Here is a 23977-nt window from a genome sequence, read left to right as displayed (position 1 = left end):
CGCTCCAGGCCGATGCATTGGCAACAGAACAATAATCGCCTCTGCCGATCGCAATGGAGTCCCACCATGTACCGTTGGTTAGCCCAGCACCTGGGCAACGTGAGCGTCAATCTCAAACTCGGCATTGGCTTCGGCCTGGTCCTGCTGCTGACCCTGGCCATTACCCTGACCGGCTGGCAGGGCCTGAACGGTGTCACCGAACGCGGCGACACTCTGGGCGGCATCTCCCAGGTGCATCAGGCCACCCTCGAACTGCGTATCGCCCGCCAGGGTTTCCAGCTCAAAGGCGACGAGGCGGCGGCGCAGAACCTCAACAATGCGCTGGCAGCGTTAGAGCGCCAACTGCAAGCGGTCGACCAACGCATCGTCCTGCCGGAGAATCGTCGGCGTATCGAGCAGCAGCACGACGCCGTGCGCCAATACCGCCAGGCGCTGAGCAGTGCCGACAAGGCCGCCCAACAGCGCGAGGCCGCTCGCGCCGTACTCGGCAGCAGCGCCGACGAGGCTGCGGCGCTGATCGCCCAGGTCGAGCAACAACTACTCAGCGGCAGCGACCTGAACCTGTTCAACAGTGTGGTCGGCGCCAGCAAATTGCTGCAACAGGCGCGTTTCCAGGTGCGTGGCTACACCTACAGCGGCAAGGCCGAGTTCCAGCAGACCGCGCTGCAAGCCATCGACCAGGCCACCTCGCAGCTCAAGACCCTGGCTGAAGTGCTGCCAGCCAGCTACACCAGCAACTTCAACCAGGCCGCCCGCGCCCTGGGCAACTACCGCGGCGCCGTGGTCGAGTTCGGCAACGCGCAAAGCGCCTCCGAGCAGGCCGCGCAGCAGATGATTGTGCTGGGCCAGAACCTGATCGAACAGAGCCAGCAACTGACCACCACCCTCACCACCCTGCGCGATGACGAGGCGCAACACGCCAAGTCGATGCTGACCCTGGCCACGGTGCTGGCCCTGCTGTTCGGCCTGCTGGCCGCCTGGGCCATTACCCGGCAGATCGTCATCCCCCTGCGCCAGACCCTCAACGCCGCCGACCAGGTCGCCAGTGGCGACCTGCGCCACGACCTCAAGGTCGATCGGCGTGACGAGCTGGGCCAGTTGCAGCACAGCATGCAGCGCATGACCGTAAGCCTGCGCGAATTGATCGGCGGCATCGGCGACGGCGTCACCCAGATCGCCAGCGCCGCCGAAGAGCTGTCGGCGGTCACCGAGCAGACCAGCGCCGGGGTCAACAATCAAAAGGTCGAGACCGACCAGGTGGCCACCGCCATGAACGAAATGGCCGCCACCGTGCAGGAAGTCGCGCGTAACGCCGAGGAAGCCTCGGAAGCGGCGGTAATGGCCGATCAGCAGGCCCGCGAAGGTGATCGGGTGGTCGGTGAAGCCATCGCCCAGATCGAGCGCCTGGCCAGCGAGGTCAACCATTCCAGCGAAGCCATGGGCCAGCTCAAGGCCGAAAGCGACAAGATCGGCAGCGTGCTCGATGTGATCAAGTCGGTGGCCCAGCAGACCAACCTGCTGGCCCTCAACGCTGCTATCGAAGCGGCCCGCGCCGGTGAGGCCGGACGTGGCTTTGCCGTGGTGGCCGATGAAGTACGCAGCCTGGCTCAACGCACCCAGCAGTCCACCGAGGAGATCGAACAATTGATCGCCGGCCTGCAGAACGGCACCCAGCAAGTGGCCACGGTGATGGATGCCAGCCGCGGCCTGACTGACAGCAGCGTCGAGTTGACGCGTCGTGCCGGCACCTCGCTGGAAACCATCACCCGTACGGTGTCTTCGATTCAGGCGATGAACCAGCAGATCGCTGCGGCGGCCGAGCAGCAAAGCGCGGTGGCCGAAGAGATCAACCGTAGCGTGATGAACGTGCGGGATGTGTCGGATCAGACCTCGGCCGCCAGTGAAGAGACGGCAGCGTCGAGCGTTGAGCTGGCGCGGTTGGGGACGCATTTGCAGACGCTGGTCGGCAAGTTCCAGCTGTAGAAAGCATCGCGGGGCAAGCCCGCTCCTACCGGTCTGGTGGGAGCGGGCTTGCCCCGCGATGGGGCCCTAAAGCACCTGCCGCAAAAACGCCTGGGCGCGAAGGTCCTTGGGTGAGGTGAAGAACGCCTCCGGCGGCGAGTCTTCCAGCAGCTTGCCGTGATCGAAGAACAGCACCCGATCCGCCACTTCGCGGGCAAAGCCCATTTCGTGGGTGACACAAACCATGGTCATGCCTTCCAGGGCCAGGGTCTTCATCACATCCAGCACCTCACCGACCATTTCCGGGTCGAGCGCCGAGGTCGGCTCATCGAACAGCATTACCTTGGGCTCCATGGCCAGGGCGCGAGCGATCGCCACCCGCTGCTGCTGACCACCGGACAAGCGCGAAGGGAACTCATTGGCCTTCTGCGCAATGCCGACCTTCTCCAGCAACGCCCGGGCCTTGGCCTCGCGCTCGGCCTTGCCGCGCTTGCGCACGACCTTCTGCGCCAGGCACAGGTTCTCCAGCACGGTCATGTGCGGGAACAGGTTGAAATGCTGGAACACCATGCCGACTTCCCGGCGGTAGGCGTTGACGTCGGTCTTCGGATCAGCCAGTTGCAGGCCGTCGATGGCCACGGTGCCTTCATCGAACGACTCCAGGCCGTTGAGGCAGCGCAGGAAGGTCGACTTGCCCGAGCCCGAAGGGCCGAGCACCACCAGCACTTCGCCCTTGGCCACGTCGGTGCTGACGTGATCGACCGCGCGCACCACTTGCCCACGGGTATCGAAGACTTTTACCAGGTCACGGACTTCAATCACTTTGCGCAAGCCTCCGCTCAAGCCGGCTGGCCATGTGCGACAGCGGCAGGTTGATCAACAGGTACAGGCCGGCGACGCAGAACCAGATCTCGAAGGTCGAGAACGAGGTGGTGATCGCCTCGCGACCGCTTTTGGTCAGTTCGGTGATGGCGATCACCGAGACCAGCGAGGTGTCCTTGACCAGGCTGATGAACTGCCCGGCCAGCGGTGGCAATACGCGCTTGAAGGCTTGCGGCAGCACCACATGGCGCATCGACTGGCCAGCGCTCAGGCCCAGCGAACGGGCGGCTTCACCCTGGCCCTTGGCGATCGACTGCACACCGGCGCGGACGATCTCGGCGACATAGGCGCCGGTAAACAGCGCCAGCGCCGCCACCCCGGCAAACTCCCGGGACAGGTTGAGCACAGTACCGATGAAGAAATAGAAGATGAAAATCTGTACCAGCAACGGCGTACCGCGTACCAGCTCGACATACACCGTCGACAGGTCACGCAGGGTCGGGTTGTTCGACAGCCGGCAGAGCCCGGCAAACAGGCCGATCAGCAGCCCCAGCACGCCGGAGGCGACCGAGATCCATACCGTGGTCCACAGGCCCCAGGCCAGCGGGCCGGCGGCCCAGTGATGGGTAACGCCGATCAGGTCGCCTTCGGCCACATCGTCGCCGCGCGACAGTTGCACGCTGGCCTGCTCGACCTCGAAGACCTGCTCGCCACCGCTCTCGTCACGTACCGTGACGCTGGCCATGTCGCCCTTGCTGACGATGGCTTCGATGGTGCCGTTTTCAGCGACGCGCTGGGCGACTTCAGCCTGGTAGGCAAAGTACTGCGGCACCCGGTTCCAGCGCCACTCGTAGGAAATCACCGAGGTCGCGTAATACAGGCTGACGGCCAGGCCGATCAGGACCAGCGCGGTCAGCCCGTGCCAGGGCCACTGGGCTTTTTTGTGTTTGATCACGTGAAGGTACTTCCGTAAAAGCGAACGCGCAGGGCCAGCCTGCGCGTCGGGTTTCAAGCCGGGCGTGGTGCCTCGGCCTTATTCCATGTCCTTGAGCCAGGCGGTGTCCTTGAACCACTTGTCGTGGATGCGATCGTAGGTCCCGTCGTGCTTGATCTGGTGCAGGAAGTTGTTGATGAAGTTGAGGCTGTCGTAGTCGCCCTTCTTCAGGCCGAAGGCCAGCGGTTCGAAGGTGAACGGCTTGTCGAGGAACAGCAGCTTGCCGGCGCCGGCCTTGTTCACCGCGACGACGTTGTACGGCGCGTCGTAGACGAAGGCGTCGGCCTTGCCGTTGACCACGTCCATCACTGCTTCCTGCTCGTTGTCGTAGCCGTGGTACTTGGCCTTGCCGATCAGCTTCTTGGCGACCATCTCGCCGGTAGTACCGAGCTTGGAGGTCAGGCGGTACTTCTCGTTGTTCAGGTCTTTGTAGGACTTGATCTCGTCAGCCAGCTCCTTGCGGATCAGCAGGGTCTGACCGACAACGATGAAGGGTTCGCTGAAGTTAAGCTTGAGGTTGCGTTCCTGGGTCAGGGTCATGCCGCTGCCGATCATGTCGAACTTGTCGGTCATCAGCGCCGGGATGATGCCGTCGTACGCAGTGGAAACGGTCTCGAGCTTGACGCCCATGGACTTGGCCATGGCCTTGAGGATGTCGACCTCGAAGCCGATGATCTCACCGCGCTTGTTGGTCATCTGGAACGGCATGTAGGTAGGGTCCATGCCGACACGCAAGGTGCCGCGCTTGACCGCGTCATCGATGGCTCCGGCCGCCTGGGCGGCACTTACCGCGACCAGCGCCGTGACGCCGACCAGCAGCATCGACAGATACTTCTTAATCATCACCAGATCCCCCAGCAGAAAAGCTCGAATTTTATTTTTGGCGCGAACCGTCCTACTCAGACGGGTGCGAGATATTCGGGGAGGGATGCTAACGCATGAACGGCACGGTACATATAGCCGAAGATGACTTTGTTACGCATTGATACCAGAAAAAACATCGCCGGCAACACCGGCTCCCACAAGGTCAGTTGTGCATACAACCCTGTGGAAGCCGGCGTTGCCGGCGATTGCTTGAGCCGATCAGGCGATCAGGCACTGGCCAGCGAAGGCTGTACGGCAGGCTCCGGATGCAACGGCAACAGCGGCGAGTGCGGATCGTTGGCGATCGACTGGCGCCAGACGCCCAGCCAGGCCTCGTTCTGCTCATCCCAGACCGCCGTGTGCAGGCGCGCCAGGGCAACCGGGTCGCTGAGCAGGGCCAGACGGGTATTGCCATCCAGACCGCTCGGGCCGACTTCCAGGGCCTTGGCGATACGCTCGGCACGCAACGCCTCGATCGGCGCCGCGACGCCGTGACGGGCAGTGGCCAAGGCGCAAGCCAGGGCGTTCTGCTGCGGGTCGACCACGGCACGGACGAAGCCGTCGTGCATGGCGTGCCAGCGATTCTCGTGGGTGTACTGATCGGTGGCCAGCAGTTCGCGAGGCGTGGCGTATTCCTCGGGGATCAGGAACAGGCTCTCGTCCTTGGCACGCAACCCCAGGTGCACCCGACTGGAAATCACCGAGACCGGGATCGACAACATCAGCGAACCAACGATCGGCACCAGCCACCACAAAAAGCTCGGGTTCAGCCAGGCCACCAACAGCGCCCAGGCCACACCCAGCAGGGTTTGCGGACCATGGCGGCGGACCGCTTCGCTCCACGGGGTGGAGTCGTCGTCACGCTGCGGCGAGTTCCAGGTCGCGGCCCAGCCGAGGAACGCGGCGAGTACGAAGCGGGTGTGGAAGATCATCCGCACCGGCGCCAGGAGCATGGAGAAGAGCATCTCCAGCAGCATCGACACGGTCACCTTGAAGCGCCCGCCGAACTCTTTCGCACCCTTGGCCCAGATCAGGATGACGCTGAGCAGCTTGGGCAGGAACAGCAGCACGATAGTGGTGGAGAACAGCGCAATGGCTTTCTCCGGATGCCACTGCGGCCACAACGGGTAGAGCTGGCGCGGTTCGAGGAAGTACTGCGGCTCCATCAGGGTGTTGGTCGCCAGCAACGCAGTCGACAGCACCAGGAAGAAGAACCACAACGGCGCCGAGAGGTACGACATCACCCCGGTAAGGAACACCGCACGGTGCACCGGGTGCATGCCTTTTACCAGGAACAGGCGGAAGTTCATCAGGTTGCCGTGGCACCAGCGCCGGTCGCGCTTGAGCTCGTCGAGCAGGTTCGGCGGCAGTTCTTCGTAGCTACCCGGCAGGTCGTAGGCAATCCACACGCCCCAGCCGGCCCGACGCATCAGCGCCGCTTCGACGAAGTCGTGGGAGAGGATCGCACCGGCAAAGGCACCCTTGCCCGGCAATGGCGCCAGGGCGCAGTGCTCGATGAAGGGCTTCATGCGGATGATCGCGTTGTGACCCCAGTAGTGCGACTCACCGAGCTGCCAGAAGTGCAGGCCGGCAGTGAACAGCGGGCCGTAGACGCGGGTGGCGAACTGCTGCATGCGCGCATACAGGGTGTCCATGCCCGAAGCTTTCGGCGCGGTCTGGATGATCCCGGCGTCCGGGTTGGCCTCCATCAGGCGCACCAGGCTGGTCAGGCATTCGCCGCTCATCACGCTGTCGGCGTCGAGCACCACCATATAGCGGTAGTCGCCACCCCAGCGACGGCAGAAGTCGTCGAGGTTGCCGCTCTTGCGTTTGACCCGGCGGCGACGGCGACGGTAGAAGATCCGCCCGAAACCCTTGGCCTCACGGCAGACTTCCAGCCAGGCCTGTTGCTCGGCCACGGCGATGTCGGTGTCGTTGGTGTCGCTGAGCACGAAGAAGTCGAAACGGTCGAGGTCACCGGTGGCGGCCACCGACTCGAACGTCGCCCGCAGGCCGGCGAACACGCGTGGCACGTCTTCGTTGCAGATCGGCATGACGATCGCGGTGCGGGCACCGGCTTCGATCGGCTCGTTACCGGCACTGCTGCCGGAAATGCGGTATTTGTCGCGCCCGGTAAGCAGTTCCAGGAAACCCATCAGCGCGGTCCAGAAACCCGCCGAGACCCAGCAGAAGAGGATACCGAAGAGGATCAGGATGCTGGTCTGCAGCGCATACGGCCAGACTTGCGTGGCGGTTTGCAGCAGCGGCTGGTGCATGACTTCGTCGAGGTCGACGAACGACCAGCCCTGGTACGGCAGGATGCCCTTCATGTACCAGCCGGCGACGATGGTCTGACCGAGCATCAGCGCCAGCAGGATGTAGCGGCGCATCGAGCCGACCCAGCGCCAGCGCGCCTTGGGCAGCTCGCGCTTTTCCGGCGCCGGAGCGTTGGTGCGGCCGGTCAGGCGGCGCCAGGCGCGGATCAGGATGTTGGTCCGCCACGGCTCGGGGATTACCCGGGTGCGACGGATCGGCGGCGTGGCCTTCAGGCAGACCCGGCCGCTGCCGTCCACCGCGAGCATCTCGGCGTCTTGCAGCTCTTCGGCGCAGGTCACGTGCAGGCGCTCGCCCACCGAGGCCTGAACGGCCTCGGCAGCGTCGGCGCCCGGCTGGGCAGACAGGCGTTGATGCAATTCGCTGAACGAGGAGCAGCGGGCGAGTTCCGCGCGCTGCTCGTCGCTCAGGGGCAGGTGGGCCAGATATTCGCTGAGCGATTCTGGCCGGGTATGGGCATTACTCATCGGCAGGCAACTGATAGCTCCAGGTCTCGGTCAGCACCTGTTCGGTGGTGGCCGGTGCCCCGGTGGTGGACGCCGCGTCGGCGGCAGGTTGCTCGGCAGGCTTGTCAGCCTTGGCGTGTTTGGCCGCGGCTTTGTCCTGCTTGCTTGGTTTGGCAGGCTTGGCCGGCTCGACCGGAACGTCACGCAGCAGGGCGGCGCGCATTTCCACGGACTTGCTCGGGTCTTTGACCTTCAGCCGCAGGGTCAGGCGCCAGCCTTTGATTTCCGGGTTGTAACGCAGGTTGTTCTCGACCACTTCGGCATTGTCGCCAACGCTGACCTGGCTACGCACTGCGGTGTCTTCCGGCAGTTTGCTCAGTACCGGGCCTTCGAAGTCGACCAGGAAGGCCACGCTGCCATCGGGCTGGCGGATCAGGTTGGACTGCTTGACGTCACCGGTCGAGCGCAGGGTCTGCTTGACCCAGCCCAGGTTCGGCGAGTGGAACTCGGACTCGTCGATGGTCCAGTGCAGGCGGTAGGCGTATTCGAACGGGGTACCTGGCTCCGGCAGTTTCTCCGGGCTCCAGAAGGCCACGATGTTGTCGTTGGTTTCGTCGGCAGTCGGGATCTCGACCAGGTCGACGGTACCCTTGCCCCAGTCACCGACCGGCTCGATCCAGGCACTTGGACGCTTCTGGTAGTTATCGTCGAGGTCTTCGAACTGGCTGAACTCACGCTGGCGTTGCAGCAGGCCGAAACCACGCGGGTTCTCGACGCTGAAGTTGCTCACGGCCAGGTGTTTCGGGTTGTTCAGCGGGCGCCACAGCCATTCGCCATTGCCAGCGTGGATCGACAGGCCTTCGGAGTCGTGCAGGGCCGGACGGTAGTTGAGCACCTTGGACGGCTGGTTGCCGCCGAACAGGAACATGCTGGTCAGCGGGGCGATGCCCAGGCGGCTGACGTGGTCACGCAGGAACACCTTGGACTGCACGTCGACAATGGTGTCGCTGCCCGGACGCAGGGTCAGGCGGTAGGCGCCGGTGGAACGCGGCGAATCGAGCAGCGCGTAGATCACCAGTTGCTTGTCGGTCGGCTTCGGACGCTCGACCCAGAACTCGGTGAAGCGCGGGAATTCTTCGCCCGACGGCAGCGCGGTGTCGATAGCCAGGCCGCGAGCGGACAGGCCATACACATGACCCTTGCCGACCACGCGGAAATAGCTGGCGCCAAGCAGGGTCATGATTTCATCCTGCTTGTCAGCCTTGTTGATCGGGTACAGCACGCGGAAACCGGCGTACCCCAGCTGTTCGGTAGCCTTGGCGTCGAACTGCAGGTCGCCGAAATCGAAACGGCTCGGGTCGTACTTGATCTCTTTCACCGCCTTGGTGGTGACTTCGTTGATCTTGACCGGCGTGTCGAAATGCATGCCCTGGTGGTAGAAGGACAGCTTGAACGGCGTCTTGTCCTTGGCCCACTCGGCTTTTTCGTTGAGGAAGCGGATTTTCTGGTAGTCCGCGTACTTCATGTCACGGAACACCGCCGGCAGATTGCTTTTTGGCGCTTCGTACTTCTGCCCGGCAAGATCCTTCGCCTTGGCCGCGACATCGTCAAGGTTGAACGCCCAGAGCTGGCCTGCGCCGAGCAGGCTTACCAGCGTTGCGCCTGCCAACAGGGCCGTGCGCAGCCGATTGCCGGGAGTTCTTGGTGCATTACAGGGACTTACAATCACGAGCAACCCTCGCCGAAAACAGATCATAAAACCAACGGCCAGCGACATATGCCAGGTTGGCGAGCACTGTTCGGACTCCGAAAGGGCGCAATGATTCCCCAAACGGTTCCGGACAGTCTCAAGTCAGAGTGAAATGAACCCGCGAACGCAGGCCCACATAGCGCGCGATTATCCAGCAGGCTGCGTTACAACGCATCAGGCTGAACAAACTATTTATGCAACCAAACCCCTTGTTTTCCCGCAAACAGGGGTTTTTTGCCATCATATTTGTAACATAAATGTTACCGGGCCATCATTGACCAGGTGCACCTGCATGTCAGCTCCGAACTGACCACTGGCAACCGTCGCGTGCTGGACCTGGGCCTGGGCCAACATATAGTCGAAAAGCTCGGCGCCCAGCGCTGGCGGCGCAGCCGTGGAAAAACTCGGGCGCAGGCCGCTCTGGGTATCGGCGGCCAGGGTGAACTGCGAAACCAGCAGCAGGCCACCACCGATGTCCTTGAGCGACAAGTTCATCTTGCCCTGAGGGTCGCTGAATACCCGGTAGTTGAGCAGCTTGTGCAACAGCTTGTCGGCATGCGCGCGGGTGTCGCCGGGCTCGACCGCCACCAGCACCAGCAGGCCCTGGTCGATCGCGCCAACGGATTTGCCCTCGACATCCACCCGCGCGCCACGCACGCGTTGCAACAGCCCCTTCATGCTTCTTCCAGGGGCAGGTCGAGCAGGCGCCGAGCCATCTGGTCGGCGGCGCGCACCAGGGCGTCGGTGATGCCGGGCTCTGAAGCAGCGTGGCCGGCGTCGCGAATCACCTTCAATTCACTGTTCGGCCAGGCCTGATGCAGCTCCCAGGCGTTATCCAGCGGGCAGATCACGTCGTAACGACCATGCACGATCACCGCCGGCAGGTGGGCGATCTTCGGCATGTCGCGGATCAGTTGGTCCGGCTCGAGGAAGGCATTATTGGTGAAGTAATGGCATTCGATGCGGGCGATCGACAGCGCGCGCTGCGGCTCGGAGAAGCGATCGACCACCAGCGGGTTGGGCCGCAGGGTTGCGGTGCGCCCTTCCCAGGTCGACCAGGCCTTGGCCGCGTGCATCTGGGCGATCTGATCGTTGCCGGTCAGGCGCTTGTGGAAGGCCTTGACCAGGTCGCCACGCTCCTCGGCCGGAATCGGTGCGATGTAGTCCTGCCAGTAATCGGGGAACAGGCGGCTGGCGCCAGCCTGGTAGAACCACTCGATCTCTTGCGCGCGGCACAGGAAGATGCCGCGCAGGATCAGGCCATGCACGCGCTCGGGGTGGGTCTGGGCGTAGGCCAGGGCCAGGGTCGAGCCCCAGGAGCCGCCGAACAGCACCCATTTGTCGATGCCCAGGTGCTTGCGGATGCGCTCCAGGTCTTCGACCAGGTGCCAGGTGGTGTTGTTTTCCAGGCTGGCATGGGGGGTCGAACGGCCACAGCCGCGCTGGTCGAAGGTGATGATGCGGTACAGGTTGGGATCGAAGTAGCAGCGGCTCTGGGCATCGCAGCCAGCACCCGGGCCACCATGGATGAACACCACCGGCAGACCTTCCGGCGAACCGCTCTCATCGACATACAGCACATGCGGTGCTTCCACGGCCAGATCGTGCCGGGCGTAGGGTTTGATCTGCGGGTACAAGGTCTGCATTACGCACTCCGTGTGGGAATTATTCTGCCGTTGGGCATCATAAACCTGAATTGCGCTTAGAGCATGTACCTGTGATGGCTTTGAGGGCCCTATCGCTGGCAAGCCAGCTCCCACAGGTTCGATACACCCTGTGGGAGCTGGCTTGCCAGCGATGGGCTCACCCTGGTCTCAAGCCTTGTAGCGCTCCTTGCCCCACGCCAGCACCGTCTCGAGCAGTTGCTTCAACACCACCTGGGTCGGCGCCGCCAGATCCTCGCGGTACTTGAACGGCTCGACCTCTTCCATATAGGTGCTTTGCGCCAGCTCCAACTGCACCGCGTGGATGTCTTTGGCCGGGTCACCATAGTGACGGGTGATATGGCCACCCTTGAAGCGACCATTGAGCACATGGCTGTACTGCTCAAATTTTGCACAGACACCCTGCAGCCGCTCAGCCAGCTGCGGATCACAACTGGCGCCATTGAAGGTGCCGAGGTTGAAGTCCGGCAGCTTGCCATCGAACAGGTGCGGGATGTGCGAGCGGATCGAATGCGCATCCCACAGCAAGGCATAGCCGAACTGCTCGCGCAGGCGTGCCAGCTCGTTGCGGATAGTGTCGTGGTAGGGCCGCCAGATCGCTTCCAGGTACCCTGCCCGCTCCTGCGCCGACGGCGCCTGGCCGTCCTTGAACAACGGCTCGCCCTCGAACAGGGTCGCCGGGTACAGGCCGGTGGTGGCACCGACATACAGCGGCTTGTCGTCGTCCGGTCGGTTCAGGTCGATGACGAAACGCGAGTACCCGGCCGCGACCACGCTGGCGCCCAGGCCACGGGCAAAATCGTACAGCTGCGGGATATGCCAGTCGGTGTCCGGCAGGCTTTGCGCCTGCTCGACCAGACCGTCCTGCACCGCCGGGGTCAGGCGCAAACCGGCGTGGGGCATGCTGATCAGCAGCGGCAGCGTGCCCTGGTGAAAACTCAGTACCTTGTCCATACGCCCTCTCTCAATTGAAAATATCATGGCCCAGGCGCACCACCCGCTTGGGCAGGTCGCCGCCGAGCCAGTAGGCCAGGTCGGCCGGTCGCTCGATCTGCCAGGCGACGAAGTCGGCCACCTTGCCGACCTCCAGTGAACCGTGGCTGTCGCCCAGGCCCAGGGCCGTTGCCGCGTGCAGGGTGACACCGGCCAGGGCTTCTTCCGGGGTCATGCGGAACAGGGTACAGGCCATGTTCAGCATCAGGCGCAGCGACAGCGCCGGCGAAGTGCCAGGGTTGAGGTCGCTGGCAATGGCGATCTTGACCCCATGCTTGCGCAGGGCATCCATCGGCGGCAACTGGGTTTCACGCAGGAAGTAGAAAGCACCGGGCAGCAATACCGCCACAGTCCCGGCCGCCGCCATGGCGATGGCGTCGTCTTCGGTCATGAACTCCAGGTGATCGGCCGACAGCGCCTGGTAACGCGCCGCCAGGCTGGAACCGGCCAGGGACGACAGTTGCTCGGCATGCAGCTTGACCGGCAAGCCCAGCTCGCGAGCCTTGATGAACACCCGCTCGACCTGGGCCGGGGAGAACGCCAGGTATTCACAGAAGGCATCCACTGCGTCCACCAGGCCCTCGGCGGCCAGCGCCGGGAGCATTTCATCGCAGATATGGCTGATGTAGTCGTCAGCCCGGTCCTTGTATTCCGGCGGCAAGGCGTGGGCCGCCAGGCAGGTGCTGCGCACGGTCAGTGGCAGCTCCTCGCCCAGGCGGCGGATGACCTTGAGCAACTTGCGCTCGCTGGCCAGGTCCAGGCCGTAACCGGACTTGATCTCCAGGGTGGTGACACCATCGCGCATCAGCGCCTGCACGCGCTGGCGGGCGCTGGCTAACAGTTCGTCCTCGCTGGCCGCACGGGTCGCCCGCACAGTGCTGGCGATACCGCCACCCTGGGCGGCGATCTCGGCATAGCTGACACCTTGCAGGCGCTGCTCGAACTCGCCGCTGCGGTTGCCGCCAAACACCGTGTGGGTGTGGCAGTCGATCAGGCCCGGGGTGACCCAGGCGCCGCCCAGGTCCACGGTTCTGTCAGCGACCACAGCCGGCAGCTGCTGGCGCGGGCCGATCCACTCGATGTGGCCGGCACTGGTGATAATCGCCGCGTCCTCGATGATCGAGTAGGCGCCTTGCGCCATGCTTGCCACATGGCAGTGCTGCCAGAGGGTTTTCATTCAGTTGCTCCTTGATCAGAGTTGCGAAGGTTCCTGCACCAGCGGCTGCTCGGCGCCAGCCACCTGCGGTTTGCACCAGAGCTTGTAGGCCACCACCAGGAACAGTACCCAGACCACGCCCACCAGCAACGCTGCCTGGGTATCAGGGAAGTAGGCCAGCACGCCGAAGACGAACAGCATGAAGGCAATCGCCGCCGCCGGGCCATAAGGCCAGAACGGTACCGGGAACTTCAGCTGAGCGACCTCTTCACGGCTCATGCTGCGACGCATGGCGACCTGGGTCACGAGGATCATCAGCCACACCCAGACGGTCGCAAAGGTAGCGATCGAGGCGATCAGCAGGAACACGTTTTCCGGGATCAGGTAGTTGAGCACCACGCCGCCGAGCAAGGCTGCGCCCATGACCAGCACGGTCATCCACGGCACGCCATGACGGGAGATCTTGGCAAAGCCTTTAGGCGCCTGCCCTTGCTGGGCCAGGCCGTACATCATGCGTCCGGCGCCGAAGATGTCGCTGTTGATCGCCGATACCGCAGCGGAAATCACCACGATGTTCAGCACGGTCGCCGCCGAACCAATCCCCAGATTGCTGAAGATCTGCACGAACGGGCTGCCCTGGCTGCCGATTTGCGGCCACGGATACAGGCACATCAGCACGAACAGGGTCAGCACATAGAACAGCAGGATGCGCATCGGCACGGCGTTGATCGCCTTGGGGATGACGCGCTGCGGGTCCTTGGCTTCACCGGCGGTGATGCCGATGATTTCGATGCCGCCGAAGGCAAACATCACCACCGCCAACGAGGCGATCAGGCCACCAATGCCATTGGGCATGAAGCCGCCATGCTCGAACAGGTTGCTGATACCGACGGCATTGTCGGCACTGGCATTGCTCAGGCCGAAGGCCATGATGCCGAAACCGGCAAGGATCATCGCGACGATGGCGCCGACCTTGAGCAGCGACAGCCAGAATTCCATCTCGCCGAACACTTTGACGTTGCACAGGTTCAGGCCGCCAATCAGGAAGACGATGCCCAGCACCCAGATCCAGCGCGCCACTTCCGGAAACCAGAAGCCCATATAGATGCCGAAGGCGGTGACGTCGGCGAGGCAGACGATGATCATTTCAAAGGCGTAGGTCCAGCCGAGGATGAACCCCGACATGGGGCCAAGATACGTGCTGGCGTAGTGGCCGAAGGAGCCGGACACCGGGTTGTGCACGGCCATTTCCCCCAGCGCGCGCATGACCATGAATACCGCTGCACCACCGATCAGGTAGGCCAGCAGCACCGCTGGCCCGGCCATCTGGATGGCGGCGGCGGAACCATAGAACAGCCCGGTGCCGATCGCCGAGCCCAGTGCCATGAAGCGAATGTGGCGCGCGGTGAGCCCGCGCTTGAGTCCTTGAGCTTGTTGCATGTCACGTCCTTATTCTTGTTCTGGTCGTGAGAATGAACGGGCGCGCCAATCCCGGGGCAAGCCCGCCCCCACGGTGGGAGCGGGCTTGCCCCGCGAAGGGCCCCGGGAGCAATTACAGGCTAGGCAGGACCTTGGCCGGCAGCAGGCCGGTCAGGCGCCCTTCGGCCAGCAGGGCGATGGCCGCCTCGATGTCCGGGGCGAAGAAGCGGTCTTTGTCGTAGTAAGCAACCTTGCTGCGCAGGGTTTGCCGCGCCTGTTCCAGCTTCGGCGAGGTCTTCAGGCCTTCGCGCAGGTCCAGGCCCTGGCAGGCGGCCAGCCATTCGACGGCAAGAATACCGCGCACGTTGTCGCTCATTTCCCACAGGCGCTTGCCAGCAGCCGGCGCCATCGACACGTGGTCTTCCTGGTTGGCCGAGGTCGGCAGGCTGTCGACGCTGTGCGGGTGAGCCAGGGCCTTGTTTTCGCTGGCCAGCGCAGCTGCGGTGACCTGGGCGATCATGAAGCCGGAGTTGACCCCGCCATTGGCCACCAGGAACGGCGGCAGCTGGGACATGTGCTTGTCCATCATCAACGAGATACGGCGTTCGCTGAGCGAACCGATTTCGGCGATGGCCAGGGCCATGTTGTCGGCGGCCATGGCCACCGGCTCGGCGTGGAAGTTACCACCGGAGATCACGTCACCTTCGGCGGCGAACACCAGCGGGTTGTCGGACACGGCGTTGGCTTCGATCACCAGCACTTCGGCGGCCTGGCGGAACTGGGTCAGGCAGGCGCCCATGACCTGTGGCTGGCAGCGCAGCGAGTACGGGTCCTGGACCTTGCCGCAGTTCTCGTGGGAGGCGGAGACTTCGCTGCCGTCACCCAGCAGGTCGCGGTAGCACGCTGCGGCGTCGATCTGGCCGCGCTGGCCACGGGCTTCATGAATGCGCGCATCGAACGGCGAACGCGAACCCAGCACCGCTTCGACGGTCAGGCCACCGACCGACATGGCGGCAGCGAACAGGTCTTCACCTTCGAACAGACCGCGCAGGGCGAAGGCGGTGGACGCCTGAGTGCCGTTGAGCAGCGCCAGGCCCTCTTTGGCCGCAAGAGTCAGCGGCTCGAGGCCGGCAACTGCCAGGGCTTCGGTGGCCGACAGCCATTGGCCGTTGTGGCGCGCCTTGCCTTCACCCAGCAGTACCAGCGACATGTGTGCCAGCGGGGCGAGGTCGCCGGAAGCGCCGACCGAACCTTTCAGCGGAATGTGCGGATAGACTTCGGCGTTGATCAGCGCGATCAGGGCGTTGATCACCTTGCGGCGGATGCCGGAGAAACCACGGCTCAGGCTGTTGACCTTGAGCACCATGATCAGACGCACCAAGGCATCGTCAATCGGCTGGCCGACGCCTGCGGCGTGGGACAGCACCAGCGAACGCTGGAGGTTTTCCAGGTCGTGGCTGGCGATACGGGTCGAGGCCAGCAGGCCGAAACCGGTGTTGATGCCGTAGGCGGTGCGGTTTTCAGCGAGGATCTGCTCGACACAGGCGACGCTGGCGTCGATCTGCTGGTCGGCGCTGGAATCCAGCGTGAGTTTTACCGGCTGCTGGTAGATCGCACGCAGCTGAGCCAAGGTCAGGGTGCCGGGCTTCAGGGTCAATTCAGTCACGTTAATGCTCCGTACTCGTGAGGCGTATGCGCCTGCATAGATATCAGTATCAACCATTTACCGCAGATCAGCCTGTGATCATCGGCAGGTTCAAGCCTTGTTCCTTGGCGCAGTCGATGGCGATCTGATAACCGGCATCGGCGTGACGCATGACACCGGTACCCGGGTCGTTGGTCAGTACGCGGGCGATCCGCTCGGCAGCCTCGTCGGTACCGTCGCAGACGATGACCATGCCCGAGTGCTGGGAGAAGCCCATGCCCACACCACCACCGTGGTGCAGGGAGACCCAGGTCGCGCCGCTGGCAGTGTTGAGCAGGGCGTTGAGCAGTGGCCAGTCGGAGACGGCATCGGAGCCATCCTGCATCGATTCGGTTTCACGGTTCGGGCTGGATACCGAGCCGGAGTCCAGATGGTCACGGCCGATGACGATCGGCGCCGACAGCTCGCCGCTGCGGACCATTTCGTTGAACGCCAGGCCGAGCTTGGCGCGCTGGCCCAGGCCAACCCAGCAGATACGTGCTGGCAGGCCCTGGAAGCTGATGCGCTCGCGGGCCATGTCCAGCCAGTTGTGCAGATGGGCGTCGTCCGGGATCAGTTCCTTGACCTTGGCGTCGGTCTTGTAGATGTCTTCGGCGTTACCCGACAGCGCTGCCCAGCGGAACGGACCGATACCACGGCAGAACAGCGGACGGATGTAGGCCGGTACGAAGCCCGGGAAGTCGAAGGCATTGGTCACGCCCTCTTCCTTGGCCATCTGGCGGATGTTGTTGCCGTAGTCGAAGGTCGGGATGCCCTGTTTCTGGAAGTCGAGCATGGCCTGGACGTGGACGGCCATCGATTGCTTGGCAGCCTTGACCACGGCAGCCGGTTCGGTCTGGGCGCGATCGCGGTACTGCTCCCAGGTCCAGCCAGCGGGCAGGTAACCGTTGAGCGGATCGTGGGCGCTGGTCTGGTCAGTGACCATGTCCGGGCGCACGCCACGCTTGACCAGCTCTGGCAGGATTTCAGCGGCATTGCCCAGCAGGGCGATGGAGATGGCCTTGCCTTCGGCGGTGTACTTGGCGATGCGTGCCAGGGCGTCATCGAGGTCCGTGGCTTGCTCATCGACGTAACGGCTGCTCAGGCGGAAGTCGATGCGGCTCTGCTGGCATTCGATGTTCAGCGAGCAGGCACCGGCCAGGGTTGCGGCCAGAGGCTGGGCGCCGCCCATGCCGCCGAGGCCTGCGGTCAGTACCCACTTGCCCTTGAGGCTGCCGTTGTAGTGCTGACGGCCGGCTTCGACGAAGGTTTCGTAGGTGCCCTGGACGATGCCCTGGCTGCCGATATAGATCCAGCTGCCGGCGGTCATCTGGCCGTACATGGCCAGGCCCTTGGCATCCAGTTCGTTGAAGTGTTCCCAGTTGGCCCAGTGCGGTACCAGGTTGGAGTTGGCGATCAGTACGCGCGGGGCGTTGCTGTGGGTCTTGAACACGCCGACCGGCTTGCCGGATTGCACCAGCAGGGTTTCGTCGTCGTTCAGGTTGGTCAGGCTCTCGACGATCTTGTCGTAGCACTCCCAGTTACGCGCCGCACGGCCAATACCGCCGTACACCACCAGCTCTTTCGGGTTCTCGGCGACTTCCGGGTCGAGGTTGTTCATCAGCATGCGCAACGGCGCTTCGGTCAGCCAGCTTTTGGCGGTCAGCTTGTTGCCGCGCGCTGCGCGGATTTCGACGTCACGGAATTTCTTGAAGTTGTTGTCAGTCACGGAAATGGCTCCTAAGCGATCGGTCCAGAGCAACCCAGACATTGGGTGGGTCATGGCACTTATACAAACACATCTTTACTTGTATGTACAAGCATAGGCAATTGAAATGCCAACTCCTCCCGAGGACCGCTTTCCCGGTTCCAACGCAGGCGCTAGAGCCCCGCAGCGTGGGCGCTGCAGGGATACAAAAAAAATTTGGGGAGATGAACGGTCAAGCAATCTGGACCAGCGGCATTGCACCACTTTGGGTCATTCGGTAACAGGCCCGACCGAGCGGCTCGGCCGGGCGTAACAATTTTAGTCCGCGATCAGTTCGATCAGACAGCAGCGCCCCTGAATGTTCAAGGCCTGCAGGTTGTGATTACCTTCCAGACGCAAGCAGTCGTAGCGACCCAACACGTGCGTCCCTTGACCGGTCAACGCCGCCTCAACCTGGGAGGCTGCCGCAAACAGCAGCAGAGTCGAAGCCGAACTGAACACCTGCTGGGTGCCGTCGAGCCACTGCAGGCGCGCGCGGTAACGCTCGGGGGAATAAATCAGGTTGAAATCGCGAATCGAACCACCGAGCAGGCTGCAACTGACCTGACTCTCGCCACTGAAGGCAAAGGCATCGAACGGCAACAGCGGGCGCGTCGGCTGACCGTCGACCTGCAAGCGCATGCCCTCGCCCTCGAGCACGGTGATGATCCGCTGATAACCGGCAAAGCTGGAAAAACCACCGGATTCGCTGATATCGGCAATCGACAGGCGCCAGCCGAAGCCGTCCAGGCCAACGCCTGCATCGCGGGTGATTTCTTCGGTGCTGCCGCCGCCGTTCTTCCACGGCATGCGGGGGTAGTCTTTGGCGCGTAATACCTGCAACTGGCTCATTTGCTGAAGCGTCCTTCCAAGCGATGACGGGATCCGGGATGAATCAGACGAGCGGCAGTCACTGGCTGACGCCCCGACCAGGTGCGGCGGCGGATCAGCAGGCACGGCTCGCCCTGTTCGATTTGCAGCAGGCGGCATTCTTCCGGCTCGGCGAGGATCGCTTCGACCACGTGCTCGCCTTCGGTCAGCGGTGCGACCTGGGACAGGTATGCGTAGGGCGTCTGCCGGGTGAAGTCCTGCTTGAGGTAGTCGGGTGCCACTGCGGCGTTGACGAAGCGGTCTTCGATCTGCACGGCGACGCCGTTCTCGTAATGCACGATCAGCGAGTGGAACACCCGCTGGCCTTCACGCATGTCCAGGGCCAGGGCGCGCTCGGAACCGGCGGCCTCTTCGGCCAGGACAATCACCTGGCAGCTGTGCTCGTGGCCGCGGGCGGCGATCTCGTCGGCAATGTTGTTGACCTCGAACAGTGCCGAACGGGTCTTGGGCTCGGCGACAAAGGTGCCGACGCCCTGCATGCGCACCAGCAGACCTTCGGCGGTCAACTCGCGCAGGGCGCGGTTGATGGTCATGCGGCTGAAACCCAACTGGTTGACCAGCTCGCTTTCAGACGGCACCCGGTGATGGGGCGGCCAGCTGCCATTCTGGATCTGCTGGGCGATCATCTGTTTGACCCGGGCGTACAGCGGCGCCGGACCCTCGCCCATCTGGGCAACCAGCGCGGAGACAGGAGGTGTCGGCACGGAAGATATCCTTGTTCGGTTGAATGAACGGTAGCTTGCCGGAGTTTACCCAGCAGGCAAACGTCTGTATATGTATATACAAATAATCACAATTGAGGTGCCGTGCCGATGTCCGTCTTCTTTGCCGAACGTGCTTTGCTGCCTACGGGCTGGGCCGAAAACGTCCGAATCGAGGTCGGCGCTGACGGCCTGCTGACCAGCATCCAGGCCAACGCCTCGGCCGAAAACGCCGAACGCCTGGCCGGTCCGCTGCTGCCAGGCATGCCCAACCTGCACTCGCACGCCTTCCAGCGCGCCATGGCCGGGCTCGCGGAAGTGGCCGGCAACCCTAACGACAGCTTCTGGACCTGGCGCGAGCTGATGTATCGCCTGGTCGGCAAGATCAGCCCTGAACAACTGCAGGTCATCGCCCGTCAGCTGTACATCGAAATGCTCAAGGCCGGCTACACCTCGGTCGCCGAATTCCATTACGTTCACCACGACACCCAGGGCCAGGCCTACGCCGACCCGGCGGAACTGTCCTTGCGCATCAGTGCCGCGGCGCGCGCCAGCGGCATCGGCCTGACCCTGCTGCCAGTGCTGTACAGCCACTCGGGCTTTGGCGGGCAAACACCGAACGAAGGCCAGCGGCGCTTTATCAACAGCACCGAACAGTATCTGAACCTGCAGGCGCGCCTGGCGCCACTGCTGGCCGAGCAGCCCGCGCAAGGGCTGGGCCTGTGCTTCCACTCCCTGCGCGCGGTCACCCCGGAGCAGATCGCCCAGGTACTGGCCGCCAGCGACAAGGCCTGCCCGGTGCACATCCATATCGCCGAGCAACAGAAGGAAGTCGACGACTGCCTGGCCTGGAGCGGCCGCCGGCCTTTGCAGTGGCTCTATGAGAACACCGAAGTGGATCAGCGCTGGTGCCTGGTCCACGCCACCCATGCCGAGCCCGACGAAGTCGAGCTGATGGCCCGCAGCGGCGCGGTTGCCGGCCTGTGCCTGACCACCGAAGCGAACCTGGGCGACGGTATCTTCCCGGCCGTGGACTACCTGGCCCGGGGCGGGCGCCTGGGAATCGGCTCGGACAGCCATGTGTCGTTGAGCGTGGTCGAGGAATTGCGCTGGCTGGAGTATGGCCAGCGCCTGCGCGACCAGCGCCGTAACCGCCTGTACCGCGGCGATCAGCCGATGGTCGGGCGCACCCTGTTCGATGCCGCCCTGAGCGGTGGCGCGCAGGCGTTGGGGCAGCCGATTGGCGAACTGGCGGTGGGCAAGCGCGCGGACTGGCTGGTGCTCGATGGCAACGACCCGTATCTGTCGACAGCCAGTGAAGACGGCATTCTCAACCGCTGGCTGTTTGCTGGCGGTGACCGTCAGGTGCGCGACGTGATGGTCAACGGCCAGTGGGTAGTGCGCCAAGGGCACCATGCCCAGGAAGAAGACAGCGCGCGGGAGTTTGCCGGAGTGCTGCGCAGCCTGTTGGGCTGATTACGCCATCGCGGGGCAAGCCCGCTCCTACACTGTGGGAGCGGGCTTGCCAGCGATTTGGGCATCAAGGCTTAGCCGCAGCCATCTCCTTGTCCGCTACCCGCCAGATCAGCCGCTGGGTGTCGTAGCCCTGCTGGCGCGCCTTGGCCAGCAGGCTTTCGCGCTGCAAGGCCGGGATGGTCGGGGTACGCGAGAGTATCCACAGGTACTTGCGGTCCGGATTGCCGACCAGCGCGGTGTGGTATTTGTCGTCGACGTAGAGGATCCAGTAGTCACCCTTGGCAACGCCCGGTAGCAACTTCGAGAACCAGTTGTCGAACACCACCCAAAGCTTGTCGGTCTTGCCCGGCACCTGCACGTTGGCCGTGCCGCTGGCCTCCTGCCATTCACCTGCAAGGGTGCGGCAGCGGTTGAGCACACCGACGCTGCCGTCCGGCTTGAGGTTGTAATGGGCTTCGGACTGGGCGCAGTCACGCTGGAAATACATCGGCAAACGCGCCAGCTCATACCACTTGCCCTGGTAGCGCTTGAGGTCGACGCTGTCGGCGGTCTTCGGCTCAAGGGACCCGACGCCGGAGCTGGCGCAACCGCCGAGGATCAACCCGGCACACAGCACCAACAGCAAGTGCAGCCGCTTCATTTCAGACCCTGCCCGGAATACATCAACACCTTGTCGCCGGCGTACTGGACGCTGATGAACGTTTTCTCGTCGCCCCAGGTGCAACTGGACATGCCCAGGGCGCCCGAGCAATCGGTCGGCGCGCCGAGCAGTTTTTCGACCTCGACCTTGGTCATCCCGGACTTGATCTGTGAATAGTTTTCCTGGTTGATCTTGTTGCACGCAGTAAGGAACACGCACAAGGACAGCAGGGCGAGGGAACGCAACGACATGAAGGGTCACTCCTGGACATGAGGGTGCAGGCGCGGTGGCCTACCGACAGCTTAGAAGGGAAAAAGCTCATCCGGTTCCCGAGCGCTCCGGTTTTGTTGGCGTCAAAGCCCCGCCATTGGTCGACTGGTGAGTTCTGCGATTAATCTTTTGTCCATAACGGACGACACAGGAAGGCGCTGCGACCGATTGCCGCGCCCCACCCGTTGACCCGCCTTGTGCAGACAGACCTCGCAATGACAAAAAACTTGAAGTTCAGCCACAAGATTCTGCTCGCCGCCGCCCTGGTGGTCGCTGTCGCCTTCACTTGTTTCATCCTGTTCAACGATTACCGCCAGCGCCAGACCCTGCGCAGCAACACCGAAGCCTCGATGCAGGAACTCGGCAGCCTGACCAGCAGCAACATCCAGACCTGGTTGCAAAGCCGCATGCAGCTCCTGCAGTCGCTGTCCCAGCAGGTTGCCGTCGATGGCGCCAGCAAGGACAGCCTGACCCGCAGCCTGAGCCTGCCGGTGTACGGCAGCAACTTTCTGCTGACCTATTTCGGCGGCCAGGACGGCTACATGCAATCGGTACCGCTGGGCAATCGCGCCGCCGACTACGATCCGCGGGTTCGCGGCTGGTACAAGGCCGCTACCAGTGCCGGCCAGTCCATCGTCACCGAGCCGTACATTTCCGTTTCGGCCAACAAACTGGTGATCACCCTCGCCACCCCGGTGCAGCACCAGGGCCGGCTGATCGGCGTCAATGGCGCCGACACCGACCTGGACAGCATCAGTGCGATCATCAACGCACTGAACTTCGACGGCCACGGCCAGGCCTTCATCGTCAACGGCGCCGGCAAGATCCTCGTGCACCCGCAAGCCGACCTGGTGCTGAAAAACCTCAGCGACGCCTACCCGCAAGACACTCCGCAGGTGGGCAGCGGCCTGAAAGAAGCCGAACTGGACGGCCACAAGCAGTTCATCACCTTCACCAAGGTCAACGGCGTGCCCTCGGCTGACTGGTACGTGGCGCTGGTGCTCGACCAGGACTTTGCCTTCGCCACGCTCAGCGAACTGCGCACCTCGGCGGTGGTGGCCACGGTGATTGCGGTGCTGATCATCATTGCCCTGCTCGGCGTACTGATTCGCGTGTTGATGGAGCCGCTGCACGTAATGGGCCGGGCCATGCATGACATCGCCGAAGGCGAAGGCGACCTGACCCGGCGCCTGCGCATCCATGGCCAGGACGAGTTCGGCAGCCTCGGCCAATCGTTCAACCGTTTTGTCGAGCGCATCCACGAGTCGATCCGCGAAGTGGCCTCGGCCACCGGCCAGGTCAATGAAGTGGCCCAGCGCGTGGTCAGCGCCTCGAACGCCTCGATCCACAACGCCGACCAGCAGTCGAGCCGCACCAGCAGCGTCGCCGCGGCGATCAATCAGCTCGGCGCCGCCGCCCAGGAAATCGCCCAGAACGCCGCCCTCGCCTCGCAGCACTCCAGCGATGCGCGCAACCTCGCGGCCGAAGGTCAGCAGGTGGTCGAACAAACCATCGAGGTGATGAACCAGTTGTCGGCGAAGATCAGCGACTCGTGCGGCAATATCGAAACGCTCAACACCAACACGGTGAACATCGGACAGATCCTCGAAGTGATCAGCGGCATTTCCCAGCAGACCAACCTGCTGGCGCTCAATGCCGCAATTGAAGCGGCCCGCGCCGGTGAAGCCGGGCGCGGATTTGCCGTGGTGGCGGACGAGGTACGCAACCTGGCCCACCGCACCCAGGATTCGGCGCAGCAGGTTCAGCGCATCATCGAAGAACTGCAGGCCGGCGCCCAGGTGGCGGTCAGCACCATGACCGAAAGCCAGAGCCACAGCCAGCACAGCGTCGGCATCGCCAACCAGGCCGGCGAGCGGCTGGGCAGCGTGACCCAGCGGATCGGCGAGATCGACGGCATGAACCAGTCGGTGGCCACCGCCACCGAAGAGCAGACAGCCGTGGTCGAGTCGATCAATGTCGACATCACCGAGATCAATACGCTGAATCAGGAAGGGGTGGAGAACCTGCAGGCAACCTTGCGCGCCTGCAATGACCTGGAGAATCAGGCCAATCGGTTGAAGCAATTGGTGGGGAGTTTCAGGATCTGATGTGAAGCTGATCGCGGGGCAAGCCCGCTCCCACAAGCAATGCAAATCTCTGTGGG

19 protein-coding genes and 2 pseudogenes are annotated in these 23977 nt (G+C 63.5%); 5 read left to right on the top strand and 16 right to left on the bottom strand.

What is annotated here, in order from left to right; all coding sequences use genetic code 11:
- Positions 1–12: 12 nt before the first annotated feature.
- Together LOY45_RS26900 and LOY45_RS26895 are read left to right on the top strand one after the other, a co-directional pair.
- Positions 13–1128: pseudogene (locus tag LOY45_RS26900) on the top strand (methyl-accepting chemotaxis protein); the annotation flags it as partial.
- Positions 1111–1983, top strand: coding sequence for a methyl-accepting chemotaxis protein (locus tag LOY45_RS26895; RefSeq protein ID WP_374045263.1), 873 nt, complete (start codon positions 1111–1113; stop codon positions 1981–1983). The pseudogene LOY45_RS26900 and the gene LOY45_RS26895, both read left to right, overlap by 18 nt.
- A gap of 66 nt (positions 1984–2049) precedes the next feature.
- Here LOY45_RS26895 and LOY45_RS01755 read toward each other — a convergent pair whose 3' ends face one another.
- The 14 genes from LOY45_RS01755 to hutC all read right to left on the bottom strand — a co-directional run bounded on the left by LOY45_RS01755 (position 2050) and on the right by hutC (position 19394).
- Positions 2050–2784 carry an amino acid ABC transporter ATP-binding protein gene (locus tag LOY45_RS01755; RefSeq protein WP_115089519.1) on the bottom strand — a complete coding sequence of 245 codons (735 nt, stop codon included), beginning with the start codon at positions 2782–2784 and terminating at the stop codon, positions 2050–2052.
- Entirely contained in the window at positions 2777–3739 is a 963-nt protein-coding gene (locus LOY45_RS01750) for an amino acid ABC transporter permease (protein WP_134064738.1), read from the bottom strand. The genes LOY45_RS01755 and LOY45_RS01750 overlap by 8 nt, the downstream gene beginning before the upstream one ends.
- Before the next feature lie 78 nt (positions 3740–3817).
- Positions 3818–4618 carry a transporter substrate-binding domain-containing protein gene (locus LOY45_RS01745; protein ID WP_166675744.1) on the bottom strand — a complete coding sequence of 267 codons (801 nt, stop codon included), beginning with the start codon at positions 4616–4618 and terminating at the stop codon, positions 3818–3820.
- Between the two features lie 251 nt (positions 4619–4869).
- Positions 4870–7443 (bottom strand): glucans biosynthesis glucosyltransferase MdoH, encoded by a 2574-nt coding sequence (gene mdoH / locus LOY45_RS01740; RefSeq protein WP_115089274.1) that lies wholly within the window; start codon positions 7441–7443, stop codon positions 4870–4872.
- The gene (locus LOY45_RS01735) at positions 7436–9151 is read right to left on the bottom strand and encodes a glucan biosynthesis protein G (protein WP_233673571.1); all 1716 of its coding nucleotides are present in this window, start codon (positions 9149–9151) and stop codon (positions 7436–7438) included. The genes mdoH and LOY45_RS01735 overlap by 8 nt, the downstream gene beginning before the upstream one ends.
- A gap of 261 nt (positions 9152–9412) precedes the next feature.
- Positions 9413–9850, bottom strand: coding sequence for a D-aminoacyl-tRNA deacylase (gene dtd / locus LOY45_RS01730; protein WP_115089275.1), 438 nt, complete (start codon positions 9848–9850; stop codon positions 9413–9415).
- Entirely contained in the window at positions 9847–10818 is a 972-nt protein-coding gene (gene pip / locus LOY45_RS01725; protein ID WP_258578670.1) for a prolyl aminopeptidase, read from the bottom strand. Before pip ends, dtd begins: the two co-directional genes overlap by 4 nt.
- A 168-nt stretch (positions 10819–10986) precedes the next feature.
- The gene (hutG, locus tag LOY45_RS01720) at positions 10987–11790 is read right to left on the bottom strand and encodes an N-formylglutamate deformylase (RefSeq protein WP_258578669.1); all 804 of its coding nucleotides are present in this window, start codon (positions 11788–11790) and stop codon (positions 10987–10989) included.
- Between the two features lie 10 nt (positions 11791–11800).
- On the bottom strand, positions 11801–13006 hold the full coding sequence (gene hutI, locus LOY45_RS01715; protein ID WP_258578668.1) for an imidazolonepropionase: 1206 nt from the start codon (positions 13004–13006) through the stop codon (positions 11801–11803).
- A gap of 15 nt (positions 13007–13021) precedes the next feature.
- Positions 13022–14425: an amino acid permease gene (locus LOY45_RS01710; RefSeq protein WP_115089279.1), complete on the bottom strand. Its 1404-nt coding sequence runs from the start codon at positions 14423–14425 to the stop codon at positions 13022–13024.
- A gap of 112 nt (positions 14426–14537) precedes the next feature.
- Positions 14538–16070 (bottom strand): histidine ammonia-lyase, encoded by a 1533-nt coding sequence (gene hutH, locus LOY45_RS01705; protein ID WP_115089280.1) that lies wholly within the window; start codon positions 16068–16070, stop codon positions 14538–14540.
- Between the two features lie 67 nt (positions 16071–16137).
- Positions 16138–17817, bottom strand: coding sequence for a urocanate hydratase (gene hutU / locus LOY45_RS01700; protein ID WP_115089281.1), 1680 nt, complete (start codon positions 17815–17817; stop codon positions 16138–16140).
- 297 nt (positions 17818–18114) lie between these two features.
- The gene (locus LOY45_RS01695; protein ID WP_258578667.1) at positions 18115–18687 is read right to left on the bottom strand and encodes a HutD/Ves family protein; all 573 of its coding nucleotides are present in this window, start codon (positions 18685–18687) and stop codon (positions 18115–18117) included.
- On the bottom strand, positions 18684–19394 hold the full coding sequence (hutC, locus tag LOY45_RS01690; protein WP_166675745.1) for a histidine utilization repressor: 711 nt from the start codon (positions 19392–19394) through the stop codon (positions 18684–18686). The genes LOY45_RS01695 and hutC overlap by 4 nt, the downstream gene beginning before the upstream one ends.
- A 144-nt stretch (positions 19395–19538) precedes the next feature.
- Between hutC and LOY45_RS01685 the strand changes: the two genes are divergently transcribed.
- Positions 19539–20903 (top strand): formimidoylglutamate deiminase, encoded by a 1365-nt coding sequence (locus tag LOY45_RS01685; protein WP_258578666.1) that lies wholly within the window; start codon positions 19539–19541, stop codon positions 20901–20903.
- 64 nt (positions 20904–20967) lie between these two features.
- Here the strand turns inward: LOY45_RS01685 and LOY45_RS01680 are convergent, their stop codons facing one another.
- Positions 20968–21543: a lipocalin family protein gene (locus LOY45_RS01680; RefSeq protein ID WP_115089290.1), complete on the bottom strand. Its 576-nt coding sequence runs from the start codon at positions 21541–21543 to the stop codon at positions 20968–20970.
- Positions 21540–21794: an outer membrane protein assembly factor BamE domain-containing protein gene (gene bamE, locus LOY45_RS01675; protein ID WP_115089291.1), complete on the bottom strand. Its 255-nt coding sequence runs from the start codon at positions 21792–21794 to the stop codon at positions 21540–21542. Before bamE ends, LOY45_RS01680 begins: the two co-directional genes overlap by 4 nt.
- Before the next feature lie 234 nt (positions 21795–22028).
- On the opposite strand from bamE, the pseudogene LOY45_RS26890 reads away from it, so the two are divergent.
- Both LOY45_RS26890 and LOY45_RS26885 read left to right on the top strand, forming a co-directional pair.
- A pseudogene (locus tag LOY45_RS26890) lies at positions 22029–23066 on the top strand (HAMP domain-containing protein); the annotation flags it as partial.
- 24 nt (positions 23067–23090) lie between these two features.
- Positions 23091–23921 (top strand): methyl-accepting chemotaxis protein, encoded by an 831-nt coding sequence (locus tag LOY45_RS26885; protein WP_415842540.1) that lies wholly within the window; start codon positions 23091–23093, stop codon positions 23919–23921.
- Positions 23922–23977 lie beyond the last annotated feature (56 nt).

It is taken from the genome of Pseudomonas wadenswilerensis, from assembly GCF_024749185.1.
GTDB classification, from domain to species: Bacteria; Pseudomonadota; Gammaproteobacteria; order Pseudomonadales; family Pseudomonadaceae; genus Aquipseudomonas; species Aquipseudomonas wadenswilerensis.
This window is presented reverse-complemented; position numbering and strand designations above follow the sequence as displayed.